The organism is Chryseobacterium sp. (assembly GCF_008831505.1).
In the GTDB taxonomy this organism is placed as follows: Bacteria; Bacteroidota; Bacteroidia; order Flavobacteriales; family Weeksellaceae; genus Marnyiella.
The window spans coordinates 1,754,981-1,775,332 of sequence record NZ_CP044507.1 but is presented as its reverse complement, the minus strand read 5'-3'; the positions used below and the strand labels follow the sequence as shown (position 1 = coordinate 1,775,332).

General features: G+C 42.1%; 12 protein-coding genes. 5 read left to right on the top strand and 7 right to left on the bottom strand.

Annotated features, from left to right (window positions below):
* Positions 1 to 6: 6 nt before the first annotated feature.
* The 7 genes from F7R58_RS08275 to F7R58_RS08245 all read right to left on the bottom strand — a co-directional run bounded on the left by F7R58_RS08275 (position 7) and on the right by F7R58_RS08245 (position 12,734).
* On the bottom strand, positions 7 to 3,042 hold the full coding sequence (locus tag F7R58_RS08275; protein WP_158064460.1) for a type III restriction-modification system endonuclease: 3,036 nt from the start codon (positions 3,040 to 3,042) through the stop codon (positions 7 to 9).
* Positions 3,043 to 3,089: 47 nt separating this feature from the next.
* Entirely contained in the window at positions 3,090 to 3,911 is an 822-nt protein-coding gene (locus F7R58_RS08270; protein WP_158064459.1) for a BRO family protein, read from the bottom strand.
* 35 nt (positions 3,912 to 3,946) lie between these two features.
* Positions 3,947 to 5,941, bottom strand: a complete 1,995-nt coding sequence (locus F7R58_RS08265) for a site-specific DNA-methyltransferase (protein WP_158064458.1) — start codon at positions 5,939 to 5,941, stop codon at positions 3,947 to 3,949.
* Between the two features lie 3 nt (positions 5,942 to 5,944).
* Positions 5,945 to 7,684 (bottom strand): DUF262 domain-containing protein, encoded by a 1,740-nt coding sequence (locus tag F7R58_RS08260; protein WP_158064457.1) that lies wholly within the window; start codon positions 7,682 to 7,684, stop codon positions 5,945 to 5,947.
* Positions 7,685 to 7,723: 39 nt separating this feature from the next.
* Positions 7,724 to 8,620, bottom strand: a complete 897-nt coding sequence (locus tag F7R58_RS08255) for an Abi family protein (protein WP_158064456.1) — start codon at positions 8,618 to 8,620, stop codon at positions 7,724 to 7,726.
* A gap of 166 nt (positions 8,621 to 8,786) precedes the next feature.
* Positions 8,787 to 9,566 carry a DUF4391 domain-containing protein gene (locus tag F7R58_RS08250; RefSeq protein ID WP_158064455.1) on the bottom strand — a complete coding sequence of 260 codons (780 nt, stop codon included), beginning with the start codon at positions 9,564 to 9,566 and terminating at the stop codon, positions 8,787 to 8,789.
* The gene (locus F7R58_RS08245) at positions 9,567 to 12,734 is read right to left on the bottom strand and encodes a helicase-related protein (RefSeq protein WP_158064454.1); all 3,168 of its coding nucleotides are present in this window, start codon (positions 12,732 to 12,734) and stop codon (positions 9,567 to 9,569) included.
* A 409-nt stretch (positions 12,735 to 13,143) separates the two neighbouring features.
* On the opposite strand from F7R58_RS08245, the gene F7R58_RS08240 reads away from it, so the two are divergent.
* The 5 genes from F7R58_RS08240 to F7R58_RS08220 all read left to right on the top strand — a co-directional run bounded on the left by F7R58_RS08240 (position 13,144) and on the right by F7R58_RS08220 (position 20,302).
* Positions 13,144 to 14,250, top strand: coding sequence for a M23 family metallopeptidase (locus tag F7R58_RS08240; protein WP_158064453.1), 1,107 nt, complete (start codon positions 13,144 to 13,146; stop codon positions 14,248 to 14,250).
* 333 nt (positions 14,251 to 14,583) lie between these two features.
* Positions 14,584 to 16,152, top strand: a complete 1,569-nt coding sequence (locus F7R58_RS08235; protein ID WP_158064452.1) for a glycoside hydrolase family 10 protein — start codon at positions 14,584 to 14,586, stop codon at positions 16,150 to 16,152.
* A gap of 65 nt (positions 16,153 to 16,217) precedes the next feature.
* Positions 16,218 to 16,982 carry a TIGR02757 family protein gene (locus F7R58_RS08230; RefSeq protein ID WP_158064451.1) on the top strand — a complete coding sequence of 255 codons (765 nt, stop codon included), beginning with the start codon at positions 16,218 to 16,220 and terminating at the stop codon, positions 16,980 to 16,982.
* 15 nt (positions 16,983 to 16,997) lie between these two features.
* The gene (locus tag F7R58_RS08225) at positions 16,998 to 17,540 is read left to right on the top strand and encodes a DUF1003 domain-containing protein (RefSeq protein WP_158064450.1); all 543 of its coding nucleotides are present in this window, start codon (positions 16,998 to 17,000) and stop codon (positions 17,538 to 17,540) included.
* A 131-nt stretch (positions 17,541 to 17,671) separates the two neighbouring features.
* Positions 17,672 to 20,302 (top strand): choice-of-anchor L domain-containing protein, encoded by a 2,631-nt coding sequence (locus F7R58_RS08220; RefSeq protein ID WP_158064449.1) that lies wholly within the window; start codon positions 17,672 to 17,674, stop codon positions 20,300 to 20,302.
* Positions 20,303 to 20,352 lie beyond the last annotated feature (50 nt).

Here is a 20,352-nt window from a genome sequence, read left to right as displayed (position 1 = left end):
CTATTATCAGTTAAAGATGCTCATTGCCTTGTCTACAAACTCTTCATTATTGGTAACATATTCAAGCTTCATCTTATACCCTGTACCTTTTGCAAGTTCTTCAAAATGTTTTTTTCCGCAATCAATTTTGCCTTTTTCTGACGGGCGCAGAAATTCATACCCTAAAGTTCCCTTACTCTCCACGACAAAATAGAGTTCTTCTTTGCAGTCAATTTCAAAAAGCACTGCCCAGTCCGGGTTGTATTTGCCGAGGGGTGTATCAATTTTAAACCAATCAGGTAATTTAGCGTAGACCTTGACATTTTTATTTTTCTCGAACTCGGTGGCTAAGTTCATTTCAATATTGCTATCGTAAACCGTATACTCATAAGGAGACTTTGAGCTTTCTACCGCGTTTGATTTGAGGTATCCCGTAAGTTCTTCATTCTCGAACAGCTGTTGGCTGTAATACTCTTGATCACCCATTTTTTTGTAAACGATACCATCTACAATGTGCATCCGCATAGCTTCGTTGATGACATCAATACAACCCTCAATATACTTTTGAGGATTGACTTTGAAGTAATTTAAGTTGCTGACACCCTGAAGGATTTTAGCAATTGATTTTCTTGTGAGCCGCGTTTCGTTCTGCAGATAACCTATAATGTCCGGCAGTAGATGAACTTCCTGTTTTACGGTATCGTAAGAAATTTCTTCCTCCTTAACCAACAGACCGCCCTCGCACATGGTAAGTTTTCCTTTATTATAAATTACTTTACCGCCATTAATTACGATACGTGCATCGATGTGGCTGATGCAGGTATTTATCAGCTTTTGGCTGTCGAAATCAACAGAATAGGTAGTTTTGAATTTTATTTTGTCCCACAGGGATTTGAATTCGTCGCTTAAAAATACATGCTTGTTCAGTTTAACCGTTATTTTATCGTCGCTGCTTTTAATATTAATTTTACCTGCCGTTCTGGTGATTTCCTTGAGTATTTGCTCTTTGATGTGACTTTCGAATTCCTGACCGAGATCAACCTGATTTTCCAAAATATCGGTTTTCAGCAAGTCCTGGATTTTTCCTGTTTTGTTGATATATCCTTTTAGTAAGAAGAAGTCGAAAATCTCTTTGGACTTTTCGTGACCCAGATATACCGGTTCGTTACCGTGCATGTCCACCACTACACTTCCAAAACTGTGATCCTGCAAAACACCGAATTTGATGCCGGTATCTTGTTCAATTTCTTTCTGCAGGTTATCGACAAAATCCTGATAGCTCTCGCTAGCCATGACCGTTAAGGTATTTGTTTCGAAGCCATACACCCGCTCTCCGGCCTGATTTACCGCCAAACGCAGACCACGGCCAATTTCCTGCCTTCTTCTCGTTTCACTGGAACCCGCTTCCTTAAGTGTGCAGATTTGGAAAACATTCGGATTGTCCCAACCTTCCTTTAGTGCGGAATGCGAAAATATAAAGCGAAGTTTACTGTCAAAACTCAGCAGTTTTTCTTTGTCTTTCATAATGAGGTTGTAGGTATCCTCATCTGCTTTTACAGCACCGCTGGTATCTTTAAAGAATTCAAATTTTTCTTTTTTGTTACTGGCCTTAGCTTTTTTATCGATTGAAAAATAACCGTTGTGCACAAGAGAGACTTCAGTATCCAGATCTTTGATTTCCTGAAATAAAGACTGATATTTACGAAGGACAATAAGTTTTTTATATTCCTCTTCGAAGATTCTTGCGTAGTCTCCCAGTTGCTCATTCCCATCCTCATCATAGATACGGTAGTGCTTCACTGCATCAATAAAAAAGAGACTTAAGACCTTTATTCGTTTGGGATTCAATCTGATTTCTTTGTCCAGATGTTCTTCAATTGTTTTTCTGATCTGGTGTCGCTTCACCATGAGATCATCTACTTCACCAATGGAATTTCCTAAAGCTATTTCTGTCCCGTTAGTGAACTCGATATATTCATGTTCCACATAGATGTCCTTAAGGAAGTAGTCTGCGTATTGTGGCAATTTTGTTTCCTGCTGCAGATCCGCATTCTTTTTCAGCTCCACGGTCTTTCGCTTCGCTTTGCCATCCTTTTGCTTTACATCCAATTCCACTTTCGCTGAAATACCTTTTTTATTCTGGAGTGAAAGCAGTTTTATATAAGCACCACTTGATGCCGCGCCGGATACCTGAACAGAAGCCACCTCAATCTGCTTAACCAGCTGCTGGTTGTAGGCATCCACGGCATCCAGTTTATACATGAGGTTGATTTTTTCGGTATGTGTCGCTGAATATCGCACGACGGCCAAGGGATGCAGATTCTTTACCGATTTTTTCTGCAGGGCACTGCTCATGGTGGATTGAGGTTCGTCTACAATGACAATAGGTCTGGTATTCTGTAATAAAGAGATGGGGCGATACCCTAACCTGTCGTTGTAATCCAGGATAACACGGTTTCCTTTCTTGGCCGTGTCGTCAATATCTTTGGAGAAGGCCTGGATATTAATCACCATGACTTTAATTCTGTTTTCCAGGGCAAAGTCTCGGACAGAGGCCAGATCGGAACTGTCGTAGATGAAAAAGCTTTTTTCGTTATAGAGGTTTTCCGGAAAGTGTTCACGGAAATGATCCAAGGTCATCTGCAAGGATTTATAAACCCCTTCCTTAATTGGTATTGAAGGAACGACAATGATAAACTTACTGAAACCATACTGGCGGTTCATTTCCATTATGGTTTTAAGATAGACATAGGTTTTACCGGTACCTGTTTCCATCTCCACGGAAAAGTCGAGATTTTCTTTGTCTATCTCATGACTTGCAGCAGGGCGTAGGCCATTCTTTAATTGGATTTTCTGGACATTTTCCAGAATTTGGCTCTGGGTGAGGACTAATTTGTTGCCTACCCCAGTTTCGTTCTCGTACTGGAGTCCCTGTTTGTTGATGAACTCCGGTGAGAACACCGTAAAACTGGAAGTGCAGGCTTCCTGTCCTTTAAAGATGTCGACAATAGCGTTGATGGCATCGTTCTGATAATCGAGGCTGGATTCAAATTTTATTTTCACAATAGATATGGGCAAAAATTAATAAGTGAAGGTAGATGATGTATTACTTAGGGCTTGTCTTTCTTCTGTTTTTTAGGAGGCAGAAAATTCTGACCTGTAATCGCATTCTTACCTGTTTGCTGCTCGAGTTCTTTTCGGGCATTTTTTGCCACCGCACCTCCTTTTTTACCTGCCACTGCATTCTGCAAAAAACCTTCGGACTGATCTTTCTCAGCAATCTGTCTTGTGGAGAGTTCTGCCAGTGCGGTAAAAATGAGTTCGGCTTCTGACATGTGGTCACGAAGATTCTGAGATTTAAGCCCTTTAAGGTCTTTGTGTTTCTTTACAGAAAGGCCGGTCCACTCCTGATGAATAATATTGGTGAGGGCGGCAAATTCTTTTTGTTCGGTAACCCCGGAATTTTTCCAGTAATCGGTCAGTTTATTTCGGGTTTCCTGTCCGGTCATCCTTTGCTGAATCCATTTCTCGCTTCTGCCTATCTTTTGCCAGTTTTCGCGTGCGCGATCTATGCTTAAGGATGGATCCTGAATTTCCTGCAGTCTTTCGTAGCCCACCTTTGCCAGCCACTGTTTAAAGGGTTCTGCTTTTGGTGATGGGATAGCCTGTATTAATCGAAATATATGTTCTGCATTGCCTGCAAGTGTTTTTCTATTTTTGCCATTCACCAACATTGGTACCTGGGGACAATTTGTCCCTATGTAGGAATTAAGTTCAACGTCCCTTTTCCGTATTTTCTTAAGGTAGTCAGTAGGATTTGCACTATCGGTAAGCGCCGCAACAATATCGACCAAAGAGAAAAACCAAACTTCTGTTTCCATGTCGTAATGGCTACGGACTTTTTTATCTTCAAAAACTTTTATATCATTCATTATTGTAAAGGTTTAAACAGGAAAAAATCTTAGCATTAAATACTGTTCGCTTCTTCTACACCAAAGCGTTTAAGGATCTGCACGGCGTTGGTTTTATCTTTGTCTGTGGCGAAGCCGCTGTCTTTGAAGATGACGCGGGAAATGGCGGGCTGCAGTTCTTCTTTCCACTGGCCAATGGCTTCGGAAATCTCCGGGGTAATGTTATCTGCGAGGCAGATGAACATGGTTCCGGCGCCAATGTTGTACACGGTTTTTCCGGCCACGGCTTTTTCTTCAATGGGAACGGTAAGGTCTAAACCATATTTCAGGAGCACTTCAAAGAGGATGTCTTCTTCTGTGCGGTTTTCTTTGATGTTTTCGGCGTAGGTGAAGAGCTGGTCTTCCAGATTTTCGGGGTTGCCGTCCCAGGGGCGGATGTTGCTGCTGTCGAGTTTGAAGGCCTTGAAACCAATATCTAAATTTTGGATTTTGGATTTTAGATTTTGGATTTTAGATGCCAATTCTTCTATAAGGTTTTCGTCTTTAATGGCTTTGGCGTTTTCTGCAGAAAGTTCTGCTTCTGCTTTTTGCAGGTTTTCTTTTTCTGCATTTACAATTTTTTCTCCGGCGCGGCGGATGCGTTCTTTGGTAATTTCTGCAATGTTGGTGTAACCGGCTTTAAAAGCTTCGGAACTTTCGTCTGTAAGTTCCGGCAACTGGACCGAAATACATTTCCTGTTTCCGCCGTCTTCTGCGTTCAGTTGCATTACGGCGTGAGCGGTGGTTCCGGAACCGGCAAAGAAGTCAAGAATAATATTATTTTCAGTATCAGAAGATTTCGATAAATTGTACATAAATTTAAGAGGTTTTGTATAATCAAAATATTTCTCTTCAAAAATTTCTTTCATCTCATTATCGCTATCTTGATTATCTCCCCAATCCAATAGCAAATCAGTTATTGATTTTTTTTTGCCAATTTCTTCTTCACTAACATCTCTTCGCAAACCATTGTTAATAGTAATAAATAATAATTTTTCATCGATATAGTTATCAATCTTTTCTTGAGAGACTGAAAACTGAGCAAAAACGCTGACATCATTTGTTGTAAAACCTTCCTCATAAATCACATCATCTAAATATTCAACTGTCATTGTTTTTATTTGATATTTACCTTTTTTAATAATACCTGAACCACCTGATTTAACCATTACACCCTTCTTAAAAAATCTTTCTGAATATTGATTTGTAAGATTTACAACCTTCTTAGTTGAATCTGAGGTTCCTTCAATTGAAAGTTTTTCAAGTTTGTTAAAAGACTTTGCGTAAATTAAGACGTACTCCATAACTTTTGCAGTATGCCTTGCTAAAAAAGAAGGTTGCTTTTTTCTTTTCCATTTTAAACATTCTACAAAGTTCTCCTCCCCAAAAACTTCATCACATAATTTTCTTAGATTATGAACCTCATTATCATCAATAGAGATAAAAATAACGCCGTCGTCGGTAAGCAGGTTTCTTGCTAATCGCAATCGCGGGTACATCATATTGAGCCAATTGCTGTGGTAGCGGCCGTCGCTTTCGGTATTGGTGCTGGTTTTTTTTCCTTGTGCATCGGTTTGGCCGGTAATGTCCAGATAGTTCTGCAGGTTGTCGGCATAGTTATCCATGTACACAAAATCTTTCCCCGTATTGTAAGGCGGGTCTATATAAATCATCTTAATGCGGTTGGCGTAAGATTTCTGCAAAAGTTTCAGCACCTCCAGATTGTCGCCTTCTATAAAGATATTTTTGGTGGTGTCCCAGTTTTTACTGCTTTCTTTATCGGGACGCAAAGTGGCGGTGCTGGGTTTATTGGCTTCCAGGCGTGCCTGTGATTTGCCTGCCCAGGTGAAGCGGTAGTATTCGTCGCCTTCTACCAGATCGTTTTTAAGCAAAGATTCCAGTTCTTTGAAATCTATTTCGCCTTCTTTTACAATCGTGGGAAACAGCTGTTTGAGGGTGGCAATATTCTGGGCTACCAGGTCTTCGGAGGTAAGGGAGGTGATTTTGTTCATGGGTTATTTTTTCCAGATTTTTACAGCAATATCATACAGGTCAGTAGCTCGCTGAGCGATTGAAGCTTCATCCCATTGATCCAACGACGTATATTTTGTGGTAAGAGGAATTGCAGAGTTTTCCTGCAATACGTTTCGCTTTATACTCCAGGAACTGTTTCGCAATTTGCTGTTCAGGTTTTTAGTAATTATTGTAAGGTTGCCCAATGTAAGCAATTTTTGATTTCGTATGTTTTTTTCTTCAGGTGTCATAACCTTATTCCAGTTTGCCTGCCATTGTTTAGGCATCATATGCTCTACGGAGAAACTGTTGGAACTTAAAGCCGTAACATCATGAAGGACCGTATTGATCTGATAGAGCGCAATGGTAAATAAAGTTTCCTTTGCATGCTGATTACTCAGTACATTGTTTGCAAATGCGGTTTCTAAATCTTCATCCGACGGGAAGCGGTTTGTTTCGTCCTTGTACCCATATACGGTTTCTTTGAGCGATTCAAAAACTGATTTTTCCTCTCTGTCGGCTAGACCTTTAATAATGGAAATAAACAGATTATTATAGTTTTTCGTAGTGAGTTTGGCTATATTTCTTCTTACCAGGTAGCTCTCCAAAAGCTGCAGGCAGTTTAATCTTTCCTGATTGTTTTTTTCCTGATCGTAGATGAACAAAACCAGAGGGAATATTGTAGTAATATTCAGATTTTCAATGACGTGGAAAAATCTTTTTTCGTAGTCTGAAAAGTTCAGGTTATTGAGTTCGGTACCGGTTGGAAAAGTGGTATACACTTCGGCATAAGATTTCAACTTTTTAAGAAAGTTTTCCTTTTCCTTATCAGATTTAATGCTCAACCAAGATTTATAATCTTTGAAGAGGTGCTCTAATGAAACGTCTTTCTGGGTTTCAATCAACAGAAAACAGTACAATAAAACGTCGATATTTTCCCGGTAAACACGGCCTGCAGTCTTTTTGGTATTCCAGAATTTAATTGTTTCTTCGTCGGATTCGAAAACATCTTCCCAAAATTCTTTATAAAGGTCCTTGGTATAATCATTATTGAAAACAAAATTTTTCAAAAGCTCTGATGTCGTCAATTTTACTCCGAGAGAATTTATGGTATCAAAAATTTCCTGTTCATCGTCGTGTGCATCCAATACCATGCTGATGGCAGAAAACTTTCCCTGTATCACTTCGTTGAATTCATCGATTTCAAAATTGGAAAGTGATTTAAAGTTTTTGGCAAAAAATCTGTAATTATCAATGATCTTGCTTCTTCCTTCTTCTTCATCAAAAATTGTATCAGCATCGGAAGCCATCACCTTATTGAAATATGAACTGTCTATTCTATTATGTACTATTCGGAAATGCTGTTTACCAAAGGAATCTATATACGATAGCGCATTATTAATATTATTGTAAAGATGCTGCGCGTTTTCCTGCGAAGTGTCTACTGAGTTTGCCAAGGCCTTAATAGCCAATGCAAATGTTGTTAATCGCTGCTGCCCGTCAATGAGATCAAATTTAGCGCTTGAGGCTCTACTGGCAGGATTAGGCTTTGTAATAACTGTTCCAATAAAGTGTTCTTTCAGGGGATTCTTGTTTGAGGTTTCCAAAGTCTGTATGAAATCTTCGTATAAGTTTTCGCAGTCCTCAATTTTCCAGACATAAGGTCTTTGAAAGAAAGGAATGATATATTGGTTTTTTCCTGTGCTGAAAAGATTAATTATTGGTTCTTTTACAATATCCATGTTTATTTTGTTGAGTTTACTTTGTTTTTCATAATTGCGTTAATTCCAAAAGCTTTCAGTTTTCCAATCAGTAGGAAAACCCATTTCCTTTTCCTGGGCTAGCGGACAGGTTTGCATTAAGTCTTTGAGCCGTTTCGCAAAGGAATTGCCCGGACTTATGGTATCCAAGATGTATTTCATGCCACATAAGGCAGCATAAATTTTATAGGGTAAAATGTTTTTATTTGTGATAAACGGATTAACCGTATGATTGGGTATGGTAATATGTGCTGTGAGTCTGCGGTTCCACATTCTGCTGTGGTGTGCACAAACATTGCGGATGTTACTGAAGGCATGCATCCAGTTCTCCAGGATATCCACCTTTCCTAAACCGTAATATTTAGTCACTGCTTTTTTTTCCGCGCCCATTTTGAGATTCCTGAATATGAGTGAGAGGAGGCCAAAGCTCGTTACTTCAAGACTCATCCAACACGGTGGTTCGTGAGGATTTGTATAGGTAGTTTTATAATGACCTATAAATGTCTCAACACTTCTATCCACTTCCTGCTGCAAGCGGGTAAAGTCTCTTGCGAACTGCACGGAATTGCGATACAGTGTTCCATCGCAATGCCAGTGACTGCCGTGGTTCCTTGCCCAGTTATAGATGATCTGCGTGCGGATTGAGATTTCAATTTTCTCTACTGCATCTAAAACAAAGAGCCTAAACTGGCGGTCAAAGACATAGAGTTTAATAATGTCTTCAAAAGAAACCGGAATTATAAAAGGATGAGTGGGATCATTATTGTCCTGAAAGGGATACGTATAGGCCCGTAACCGATAATAACTGATGTTGGAAAGGTAAGACGCCGCTTTTGCAGGATCATTGACCGTCAATCCCCGGGACTGCAAGTTCTTAATTTGGTCGGAAACGGAAACAAATGGTTTATGGTAGTTCATAGACCGCTAAAAGAATTAGAGAATTGAGTGTCTATGGTATAAAAAGCGAAAACCTGCCCAGGTGCGGTGTTCTTATGAGAACCGTGGCAGGTATTATTAAGTGCAAAGTTATACATATTTTTCATAAAAGCAAGGGATTTAAGATACACAATTTTATTAAAATATGTTAATTTTCGAGTGAGTCACGAAGCTTTTTAATTGCAGCTCTATTCTCCGCGACCATGGTATTTAATGTAACCATTTCGTACATTTGTTTTTGTTTTTTTGCCTGATTTTGTAAGGCAATTATTTGGTTGTTCAGTTCCTGAATTTGATTCATTACCGCCACATCCTGTTTACTTCTTTCAAATGATCTTAATCTGAACTGACCAGTGGATTCGGTAAGCAGCAGCCCTGAGAAGCACTGTATAAAGTATTGATAATACTGCTGCAGATTGAAGGTATTGGCTTCATGAAAGGCCAGCTTTTCTAAAAATAACTGATGTTGAGTAACAGGGTTGGGCCAATTGATATTTTCTGTACAATATACCTGGGTTATTATTCTTTTGGTGTTATCATTTTGATTGATCCTCTTTTCCGCTATGGAGAGCAACATTTTATCGTCGCCATACACAACTACCATTAGATGGTTGGGAATGTATTTATGCAATACTTCGGCAATCCTGGTTTTATGACTTTCAAAATGTAGTGAAGAAGTTTTGACCAACAGAAAAATGATTTCGTCATAGGTTTCTTCTTCTGTATGAACCGCGGGAATATTAGCTGATCGTGGATTAATCAATGATAATATTTCGAACTGCTCAAGAATGGCCGGATCCTCGATCATTTTCTTTTCCGAAGGCAGCAAATCGAAACTTTTGTAGAAAAAAGTTTTAGGTAGCTTCTGTATGTTAACAGCAGTAGCCGGCAAGGCAAAAACGGAAGAAATGAAAGGTATAAACTCCATTTACTTAACGATTAAGAAGGAGATTAATTCCGCATCGTATTCTATGTCATTTTTAGACAGCTGGGATATTCCGGGCAACGCCAGGGTGTTTATTCCGACCTCGGCATCTACGCCATGCAAATGAGTCAGGGCAGCATTCATGAGTGTACGGTAAGTGTCCATGTATTTTCCGCTCTTGGTCTGCTGATTAAATGAGGAAATTAGCTGGGGTAAAATATCTTTTTGGCCGGCACATAACTTTTTATAGAAATCCAAACATTTCTTCGGATTCTCCGAAGGGATGAAAACCGAACCATCGTCTGCAATAAAACACAAAGAATAGGGATATAAAATGTTATTGTGTAATTTGGCCTTAGCATCTTCAGTACCCATCTCACGAAAGCAAAAAATCACACCTGTTTTTCCTTCATCAAGGTTATTTTCAACAATGGAAAAGATGGCTTTTGGGAGGGCATTTAATACAGCACGTTCTTCTGCTGTAATTCGGTCCGCATCTATTTTAAAATCATTAAAGGTAAAGTCGGTAATTGAAATGCCGCCTTCGATATCTTCCAAATCCAAAACCTGGTTTTGGAGCTGTAGCATTTGTTTTTTGCGGTAGTCTAAATCCTGCTTTTGGTCATCGGTTTCATCAATAATATTTTCATCGCCTGTAGCAGAAGTATCCAACAGCTGCATCCTGCCTTTAACCCTGGCAATGAGATCAATATAACTGTCCAGATCGAGATTAGGGAAGAAGTTTACCAACTGAATTTTATCGTTTTTGGAGCCGATACGATCGATGCGACCGAAACGCTGAATAATTCTAACGGGATTCCAGTGTATGTCGTAATTAACCAGATAGTCACAATCCTGAAGATTCTGACCCTCCGAAATACAGTCTGTACAAAAGAGGATATCAATCTGGTTGTTTTCATTAGGAAAAATAGTTTCTCTTTTTTTAGAAAGTGGTGAGAAATTAATCAACAGTGAATTGAGATCCATTTTAGTGTGCGGCATATTCGATTTATTCTCATCGCTTCCTGTTATCAAGGCAGAGAATACCCCATGTTCATTTTTTAAATCATCAGACAATGCTTTATATAAATATTTCACCGTATCTGCAAAGGCAGAAAAAACAATCACTTTCTTATTTCCTTCATTAATGGGGTTTGCCAGTTTCTCTTCAATTTTATGGAGCAAATCTTTCAATTTCGCATCCCGAGCAGCATCCACTACGGCGGCCATTGCGTAAAGTTCCTCTAATTTCCGCTGATCATCTGAGAGACTTTCTTTGAATTTGAGTAAATCTAAATCACTCAGGAGTACTTTTATCTTGCCCCCAATTAATAAATCATCTAAACGATCATCATCAGCATCTAAATTTCCGATGTCTAAATCGTTAGAATAGTACTCATCAGTATCTATTTTTTCAATGCGGGCGAGCAAGTCATTCACCTGTTTCAGCAATGTATTTATAGTGAGGGTGAAAGAATGAACAGAACTCTCCAAACGCTTAAGCAGATTGACACGCATAAGGTGGATTAAGCTGTTTTCCCGGTCGAGCTGGGAAAATACCGAACCTGTTTTGGTGGTGTAATCGTATTTTTTTTCGTACATCTCACGCTTATCATCTCTAACAAACGACAGAGGAGAGTAAAATTTCAGATCAAGGTCATTAAGTAACATATTCACTTCGCCCATTTGAGGAAAAGTTTTACTAAGGTCAAAATCTGTATGAATTGTAATTGGCTTTAATCTTTCCGGAAACTTTCCGATATCTGACGTATCGTAGTATTTTTCAATGTGTTTACGCGAACGCGCTATTGTTAAAAGATCTAAGATTTTAAAATAATCACCATTCAATGCGTTCACCAAGCCATCGCGATTACCAGTCTGACTGCGATTTGCTTTTAACCAGCCGTTGAATTTCTGTTGGGCGATGCGCAATGAAGTATCAATACTTTCGATGCCGTAATCCAAAAGCAAATCATCTTCCTGCTCCGTAATGAAAGCGATTTGATTTTTGATATCATTCATTCTGGTATTTACCGGTGTGGCTGAGAGCATCAGGACTTTAGTTTTTACACCTGCTTTAATGATATCGTCCATCAGTCGCTGATATCGACCAATTGTGTTTTTACGCGGATTATTATTTCTAAAATTGTGGCTTTCATCAATTACCACTAAGTCATAATTTCCCCAATTAATTGTTGCTAAATTAATCAACCCTGAAATACCACTCTCCCGTGAGAGATCAGTATGATTTAGTACATCAAAGTTCATTCGGTCCTTAGCAAGAATATTTCGCACATCTGAAATCATGCTGTATATCACCCAATTCTCGCGCAGCTTTTTAGGACAGAGCACCAGTATTCGGTCGTTACGGAGATTATAATACTTCATGATCGCCAACGCTTCAAAAGTTTTACCCAGACCAACGCTATCCGCTATGATACAACCTCCGAAACTTTCAATCTTCTCGATGGCGCCCAAGACTGCATCTTTTTGGAAATTGTAGAGCATATTCCAAACTACTGAACTTTTAAACCCGGTTTTATTTAATCGCTGCTCCGCAATCTCATCAAATGTTTTATTCTGAAAGATATTATTGAGCGTGAATTTGTATAGTTTTTCCGGGGAATAAATTTTAGCTGTTTTTTCTATTAAAGATATTACCTTTTGCTTAGCATCTTTTTTACTCGTTGACCATGCATTTTCAAATATCGATAAGAACTGATTTTTATCATCAATGATATTGGTTAGCAACATTGGGGAGGAGGATTTCTCAATACCCAACGTTTTTAGGTTCAGGTCATTAGGAACCATCATGAAATAGTTGGTTATATTCTTTTCTACAGTGAGAATAAATTTCTGGCCTCCAACAGAACCCTCCCTAATTTCTACCTTATCTTTTAAGAGACTCAATACTTTGTCTGCCTTAAACTTTGATGTTAAGTCATAAAACGATTTATATTCTTCTTCATCATATGAAAACCTCGAATCTTCTAAAATATATCTATTGTCTAGTAGGATGTGGATTTTTGAAGCATCCTGGAAGCTTGACAGCAGTTCATAAATAGCAAGAATGGAAAAATAGGATGTTGCGACGAAAACTTCAGTATCGTATGTGATGCTGTTTTTTAGCTCATTGATAAGAAGTGTTTCCTGATTGTTAATTATTTTCAAAAGATCGTGTTTCTTACAAATGTAGCGAAAAATGGATATAAGGAAAATTAAACCGTGAAATTTAGGTGTGAGGTCGTAAACAGACTTTAACAAAAAAAATATTTTATTAAGTAGAAATTTAACTATTAATCGTACGAAGCACAATGCAGAACATACAGATGAATCTTATAATATGCAGTTAAAAACTACTCATTTTTCCATTTAAGAAAGTTCTTCGAATTTCTGGTGCCTTAATAGGAACCTGTAAACCTTCGCAAAAGTTTTTTTTTCAAACCTAAAAAGCGTTGCGGAAGAATTGGTATTTCGCCATTGCGATGAGGTTTTGTGTTGATTATTTTAGCATAACTGACCGATCCGTATTTCACCTTTACTCAACCCTTTGCGGCTGAATTTTTGCTTTAAAGCCGGCATGTACAGACTGAAACACGCCATCTTTCTGCTGATTATTCTGATGACCGTCACCTCCTGTGAAGGACTGAAGGAGTCGGTGAGCAGGCTTTTTGAGACGTCGGCGCGTGCAAACTATGAAAGGCAGTTTTCCGGCCCGGACAGTCTGATGACGCAGTGGAAAAAAGAGTTTTCCCTGGCAGGTGCAAACAGCCTTGAAGTCGCAGACGGTTTTACTTTTACAGCATTTTCAGCTGCTAATCACCTGTACGCCTATGGATATTCACTGCCGCTCACTCAGGGAGATGAATTAAGGATAACGCTGAGCGGTCACCATCCCGACACTAAGTTTTTTATTGATGTCTACAGCGTGGATTCTTCAGCCGAAGCTCCGGAAAGTGAGCTCCTTAAAAACGGGTTCTTTGCCAAAGTTATGGAACGAACAGGGGTTTACAGGGTAATTATTCAGCCTGAAATTATGCATCAGGGTGATTTTACAGTCAGTATTTACACACAGCCTTCACTTGGTTTTCCGGTGGCCAGGAAGGGTAATAAAGATGCGCAAAGCTTTTGGGGTGCCGCACGTGACAGCGGCGCACGTAGCCATGAAGGTGTGGATATCTTTGCTCCGCGCGGTACACCTGTTGTTGCGGTGACAGACGGATACATCACCCGCACCGGAAATTCCGGCCTGGGCGGTAAGCAGGTTTGGCAGCGCGACGCTATGTTTGGTTATTCTTACTATTATGCTCACCTGGACAGCATTATCGCAACTGACGGCAGGCAGGTGAAAGCAAGCGACACTATCGGCCTGGTGGGCAGCACCGGCAATGCGGAAGGCGGGGCGCCGCATCTGCATTTCGGTATTTACGGCAGTGGTGGAGCGGTAGATCCGTATCCCTTCATACGGAAAAGAGCTGTGCCGTCCAAAAGTGAAGCCGCCAGGCCTCCGGGAAATTCTTTGGAAGCCGGGACCAATATCCGGCTTGGACCGGGAACAGAATACGGTATTGCTAAAACTACTTCGGAATCCTCAGCCGTGCAGGTATTGGCCGGAAACGGAAAATGGTACCATATCAGGTTAAAGGACCGCAGCGAAGGTTTCGTTACTGTTTCCGGATTCAGATGATTCCGCTGAATATTTGCAGGATAGAACGGTTTTTGATGCACAGGAAGGGATTACAGGCATCCTGTTTAATAATTTTATTACTTTAGCATAAAACATTTGAGTATGGTTAATGATTTCAGCTGGGATTTATTCCTCATTCAGTCCTTCACAATCATCATCGGACTCTTTTTGCTTTACTTTATTGGCAAATTTGCGTTGCGCCTGTATTCGTATCTTAAAAGAAGATGACTGTTGGAGCTAAACAGGGGGAAAAGCGATTAATACGCTGTAAATCAGATTACGCGCGGGTTTTAGCGCGGGAATCTTTTCTTTTAATACTATTGCTTTTGTAAGATGAATATCCGACATATTAAACTTTCTCTTTTCTGCGCTTTCGCCGCGGTATCTTCGTGTGCAACGCAGCAAACTGAAATAAGTGCACATTCACCTGCCGCCACCACAACCGGAACTGTGAGGAATATTCCGGTGAGGACGGTACCTCAGGCAGCTCCGGCGGCCGTGGTTCTGCCGGAAGTTAAACGCGAGTTCCGCGGTGCCTGGATTGCCACGGTGGCCAATATCAACTGGCCTACACGTAATAACCTGAGTGACGAACAGCAGAAAGCGGAAGCCATCCGCCTGCTTGATTTGCTGCACAACCTGAACTTCAACGCCGTTATCTTTCAGGCGAGGCCTTCAGCAGATGCACTGTACAAAAGTTCCTATGAACCGTGGTCCTACTTCCTTACCGGGCAAACCGGAAAAGCTCCCGGCTATGATCCCCTGGAATTCTGGATCTCCGAATCGCATAAAAGAGGTATGGAGCTGCATGTCTGGCTGAATCCCTACCGGGCCTTCCACACTACGGGCGGTGCTGTGACCTCCGAGTCGATGGTGAAGAAAATGCCGTCCGAGATTGTAAAACTCAGAAACGGAACCTACTGGTTCGATCCTTCCAACCCGAAAACGCAGGACCATGTTTCCAATGTGGTAAAAGACATTGTAAGGAGATACGATATAGACGGACTGCATTTCGACGATTATTTTTATCCTTACCGCGAGTATAACGGTGGCAAGGATTTTCCTGATGACAAGTCCTGGAATGTTTATCTTGCTTCAGGCGGTACACTGTCACGTGCCGACTGGCGGCGCGGAAATGTAAATAAGTTTATCAAGCGGATCTATGATGAGATTAAGGCCGAAAAAAACCATGTGAAATTCGGGATTTCACCCTTCGGCATCTGGAAACCTGGTTACCCGGCAGGTATCACAGGATCCTCACAGTATGATGAGCTTTATGCTGATGCCAAACTGTGGCTTAACGAGGGTTGGATAGACTATTTTTCGCCGCAGCTGTACTGGAAAGAGGAGGGGCCGCAGCGTTTCAGTTCACTGTTGAAATGGTGGGATTCCGAAAACTTACGGAAGCGCCATCTTTGGCCGGGCCTTAATACGGTCGGTATTAAGGGTGTAACCGATAAGTCGGCTGAAATTGTGAGCCAGATAAAAACCTCGCGGACCATCCTGAAGGAAAGCGACGGAGAGATACATTACAGTGTAGCCGGTTTGCTGCAGAATCCGCAGATGGTCAGTGCGCTGAAAAACGGGCCTTACCGTGACAAAGCGCTGGTTCCGCGCACGCCCTGGCTAAAAACAAACCTCCTGGAGAAGCCCAGGCTTACCTACTCAAACGGAGGTAATACCGCCAGGGTGGAGTGGTCTGCCAGTGACCTGCAAAAAGTTAAACGTTGGGTACTGTATGCACGGTACGGTGATCAGTGGGAGACAGAGATCCTGGATGTCGCAGACCGTTCAAAAACGTTGGCAGTAAGCAAGTCCGGAAAGAAGCTGCAGGCGGTCACTGTCCGGGCTGTAGACCGCCTGGGTAATGAAAGTGCTTACGAAATAAAAACAGTAAATTAATAAGCAGCTGCTGCGAAAATGTGCAGGCGAAAGGGCAGTACCCAACTGCCTTTTACAGACTCAGTATGAAATTAAGTGAACTAAAGGATTTCCTGGACCGGAAAGCCGACCGGTATAACCATCCGGACTTTATAGAGAATGATCCCATACAGATTCCGCACCGGTTTTCGCTGAAACAGGATGTTGAAATTGCGGGATTTCTGACGGCCACAATTTCATGGGGCAACCGCAAATCCATACTGAATTCCGCCGATAAGATCTTATCCTATATGGATGGTTCTCCCTATGATTTTGTGATCAATCATACCGAGGAAGACCTTCGGCATTTTATGTCAAAAAGTGTTCACCGTACGTTCAACGGCGATGATCTTGCGCAGTTTATCCGCAACCTTGCGCGGCTTTACCGCAAATCGGACACTCTGGAAAATCATTTTCTGCTGCACACCGGCGAATCCGACTTTTATCACAGTCTGGAACGCTTTCGTAATGAATTCCTGGGAAACGGGGTGCACCGTGCTTCCAAGCATGTAAGTTCCACCTATAAAAATTCGTCAGCAAAGCGCCTTATGATGTACCTTCGCTGGATGGTAAGGCAGGATAACCGGAAGGTGGATTTTGGTCTGTGGACGCGCCTTAATCCCGCGCATCTGTCAGTTCCGCTGGATGTGCATACCGGGAATACAGGCAGGCAGCTTCAGCTGATTTCGCGGAAGCAGAATGACTGGAAAGCGGTGGCAGAAATGGATATTACGCTGCGAAAGCTGGACAGTGAAGATCCGGCGCGTTATGATTTCGCCCTCTTCGGCATGGGCGTAAACGGTGAATTTTAATTAAAGGAATTACAAATGAAAGTTAAGGAAAGAGCTGCTGAGAAAATCACGGTATTGGAAGGTATTGCAAACGGAGTGATGTGGTGGATCGGGTCCATACCCTCGCTCATTGTTCATACTTTACTTTTCATCACGGCCTTCCTTTTGCCAATCTTTGGAGTGGTGGAGTTTGACAAAATGCTGCTTGTTCTCACCACTGTACTTTCACTGGAGGCCATCTATCTGGCTATCTTTATCCAGATGTCTGTAAATAAGAGTTCAGAACATATTGAGGTGCTCCGTGACGACGTAATGGAAATCCAGGAGGATATTGAGGATATCCAGGAAGATATTGAAGAAATTTCGGAAGATATCGAGGAGATAAGCGACGATATTGAGGACATTCAGGAGGACATTGAAGATATAGCCGAGGATGAAGATGAGGAGGACCCACTGGAACGTGCAAAAAATGTAATGCTGAAAAGCCATGTTACCACCAACAAGACGGCTATAAAAACGCTGCGCGATAAGATCAGGGAGTTGGAAGAGCAGATTGAAAGCTTAAAGAACGAGCCATAGAGCCTTATTTGGTGCATAATATATTTGTGTTTCCTATAATAAGGATTAAATACATGTTTATTTGGGAAAATTTATAACTTAGGGCAGGTGAAAATCAAAATATATGTTATATTTGTTTAAAACTTGTCAAAATGCTAAATTATCGATTAAAAAACTACTTTAGTATTTCCTTCATTGCGCTAAGCCTCCTGTCCACAACCTCAGTGTTTGGTCAGAAAACCCGGCCGCCGGCCATGAAAGAAATAAATACCTTAGCCAAAGCAGGGGATTACATTGATGTGAACGTGGCCCCATATCCGGAGTCGAACTTTACTCCTGCACAACTGGTGACCGATGTATTGGTGGGGGCGTCTCCAACCTGCGGTACCCCAAATATCTCGAACGTTACCATTTCGCCGAATCAGCCGGTGACAGATAACAACCGCTTCTGGGGTTATTTTAACAAGGGGACTTCACAGTTTCCCTTTGATGAAGGTATTGTACTGACCACAGGATATGCCCGCAGGGCAGGAAATACAGCGGATTCCGGCGTTCTGGGAGATGGCACCGGCACCAACAGTGATCCGGACCTGGTAGCAGCTACCAATCCGTCAGCTTCACTTTATAATGCAGTGGTGCTGGAGTTTGACTTCGTACCTGCCAGTACGCAGATGAAATTCAACTACATTTTTGCATCGGAAGAATATACCGGCGGTTTCCCCTGCAGTGGCTACGATGATGCCTTTGCCCTGTTGCTGAAACCTAATACACCAGGTGCTACGTATACAAACCTGGCGGTACTTCCGGGCGGGGCCGGACCGGTAACTGCTACCAATATCGTTCCTGCCAGTTTTACCTGCGGACCGATTAATGCGCAGTACTTCGGATCGCTGCCGCCTAACCAAACCAACTATTACGGGCGTACCATCCCGTTGGAGGCAACAGCAACCGTTATTCCGGGACAGTCCTACCATATCAAGATGGTTATTGCCGATGCCCGTGACAGCAGTTATGATTCTGCGGTATTTCTGGAAGCCGGTTCATTCGATATCGGTGTACAGATCCTAAACCCGAACGGCGTAGCCTTACCCGCAGAGGTGGAAATGTGTGACAATACACCACAGTCATTAACAGCTTCTGTGCAGGTAGCAGGTTCAACTTACCAATGGTCTCTGAACGGCAATCCTATCTCAGGCGCTACCAATCCTACCTATGTAGCTACTGCGCCGGGAGTGTATTCCGTTGAGGTTTTTGTGCCTGGCAACCAGTGTCCGGGCGAAGCTTCCGTAACCATCCTCGGCGGCACTTCTCCGGTGGTTAATGACATTACTTTTACACAGTGTTATGGACCCGGCAACGTTAATTTTAACCTGAATCTTACAACGACCGCCATAAGCAGTACGCCCGGCGTTACGTATGCCTTCTATGAGAATCTGGCAGATGCCCAGGCTCAGAATGCGAACGTAATTGCCAATCCCGGGGCATTTTCAAGTCCGGGTAACGTAATGGTGTATGCTTTGGTGAAATCCGGTTTCTGTCCTAAGATAGCCGAAATAGAGTTGGTGAAAGCACCACAGATCACCGTGGATATTGCACCGCCACCGGCCATCAACTGTACGAATCCGCAGGTAACCCTGATAGCGAGCGGCTCTACCTATCCCGCAGGCTCCGTATTCAGCTGGGTAGCTACAAACGGCGGTTACATCTTCTCCGGTGCCAATACACTTACTCCTGTGGTGGCCGCCGGTGGAAATTACACATTGACCATCACCAAAGCTTACCAACCAGGCGATATAGTTTGTTCTGCTTCAGGAACCGTAACAGTTCAGGAGAATTTCACACCGCCATCTGTAACCGTAACGGCAAATGATACGAAAATCTGCGCCGGTGAAACGGTGACGCTTACCGCTACGGGAGGCGCCACCTATGTCTGGAACACCAACGCCTCACCGCTCAATGTTATTACTGTGGCTCCTACTCAGACCACTACTTATACAGTGTATTCTGTAGGGGTAAACGGATGTCAGTCCACCAATCCGGCTACCGTCACTATTGAGGTGATCCCTGCGATTTCCACTACGCTGCAGCCCGTGGCCGGACAGATCTGTGTGGGCGACAGCATCACGCTGGATGCCGGTGCAGGACCCGGGTATACTTACCAGTGGAAGGATGTAGATGATAATGTAATCGGAAATTCGCAGACAGTAACTGTAGACCAAACAGGTATCTATACGGTGACCATCGGAAACGGAGAATGTACAGCCACTTTCACCACACAGGTGGTTGAGGCACAGATACCGCAGATTATTAATGCCGATTTCCAGACCAATACTTTAACCCTGACGGCAAACAATCCAAGTAACGGACCGTTAGAGTACTCCATAGACAATGGATTTACATGGCAGGATTCCAATGTATTCAATAATGTGGCTGCCAACATAACGCTTAACCTGCAGGTTCGTGTGAAGTATACCAGCTGTGTAGGCTCCCTGCCGTTCTTCACATTACATATTCAGAATGTAATCACGCCAAACGGTGACGGTGTAAATGATGTGCTGGATCTGAGCGGAATAAGTCGCTACAAGGATTTTGGAGCTTCTGTGTTCGACCGCTACGGGAAAGAAATCTGGAAGGCTACAAAAGATGCAGCCATCTGGACAGGACGTTTCCAAAGCAAGACTTTACCGACGTCTACCTACTGGTACCAGGTGAAGTATGAAGATCCTGCGAACAAGAACCCTGTGAATAAAACAGGTTGGATCATGTTGAAAAACAGAGAATAGAAAAAATCAGTTAATAAAGAAGGCTGTCTTGCATTGGTAAGACAGCCTTT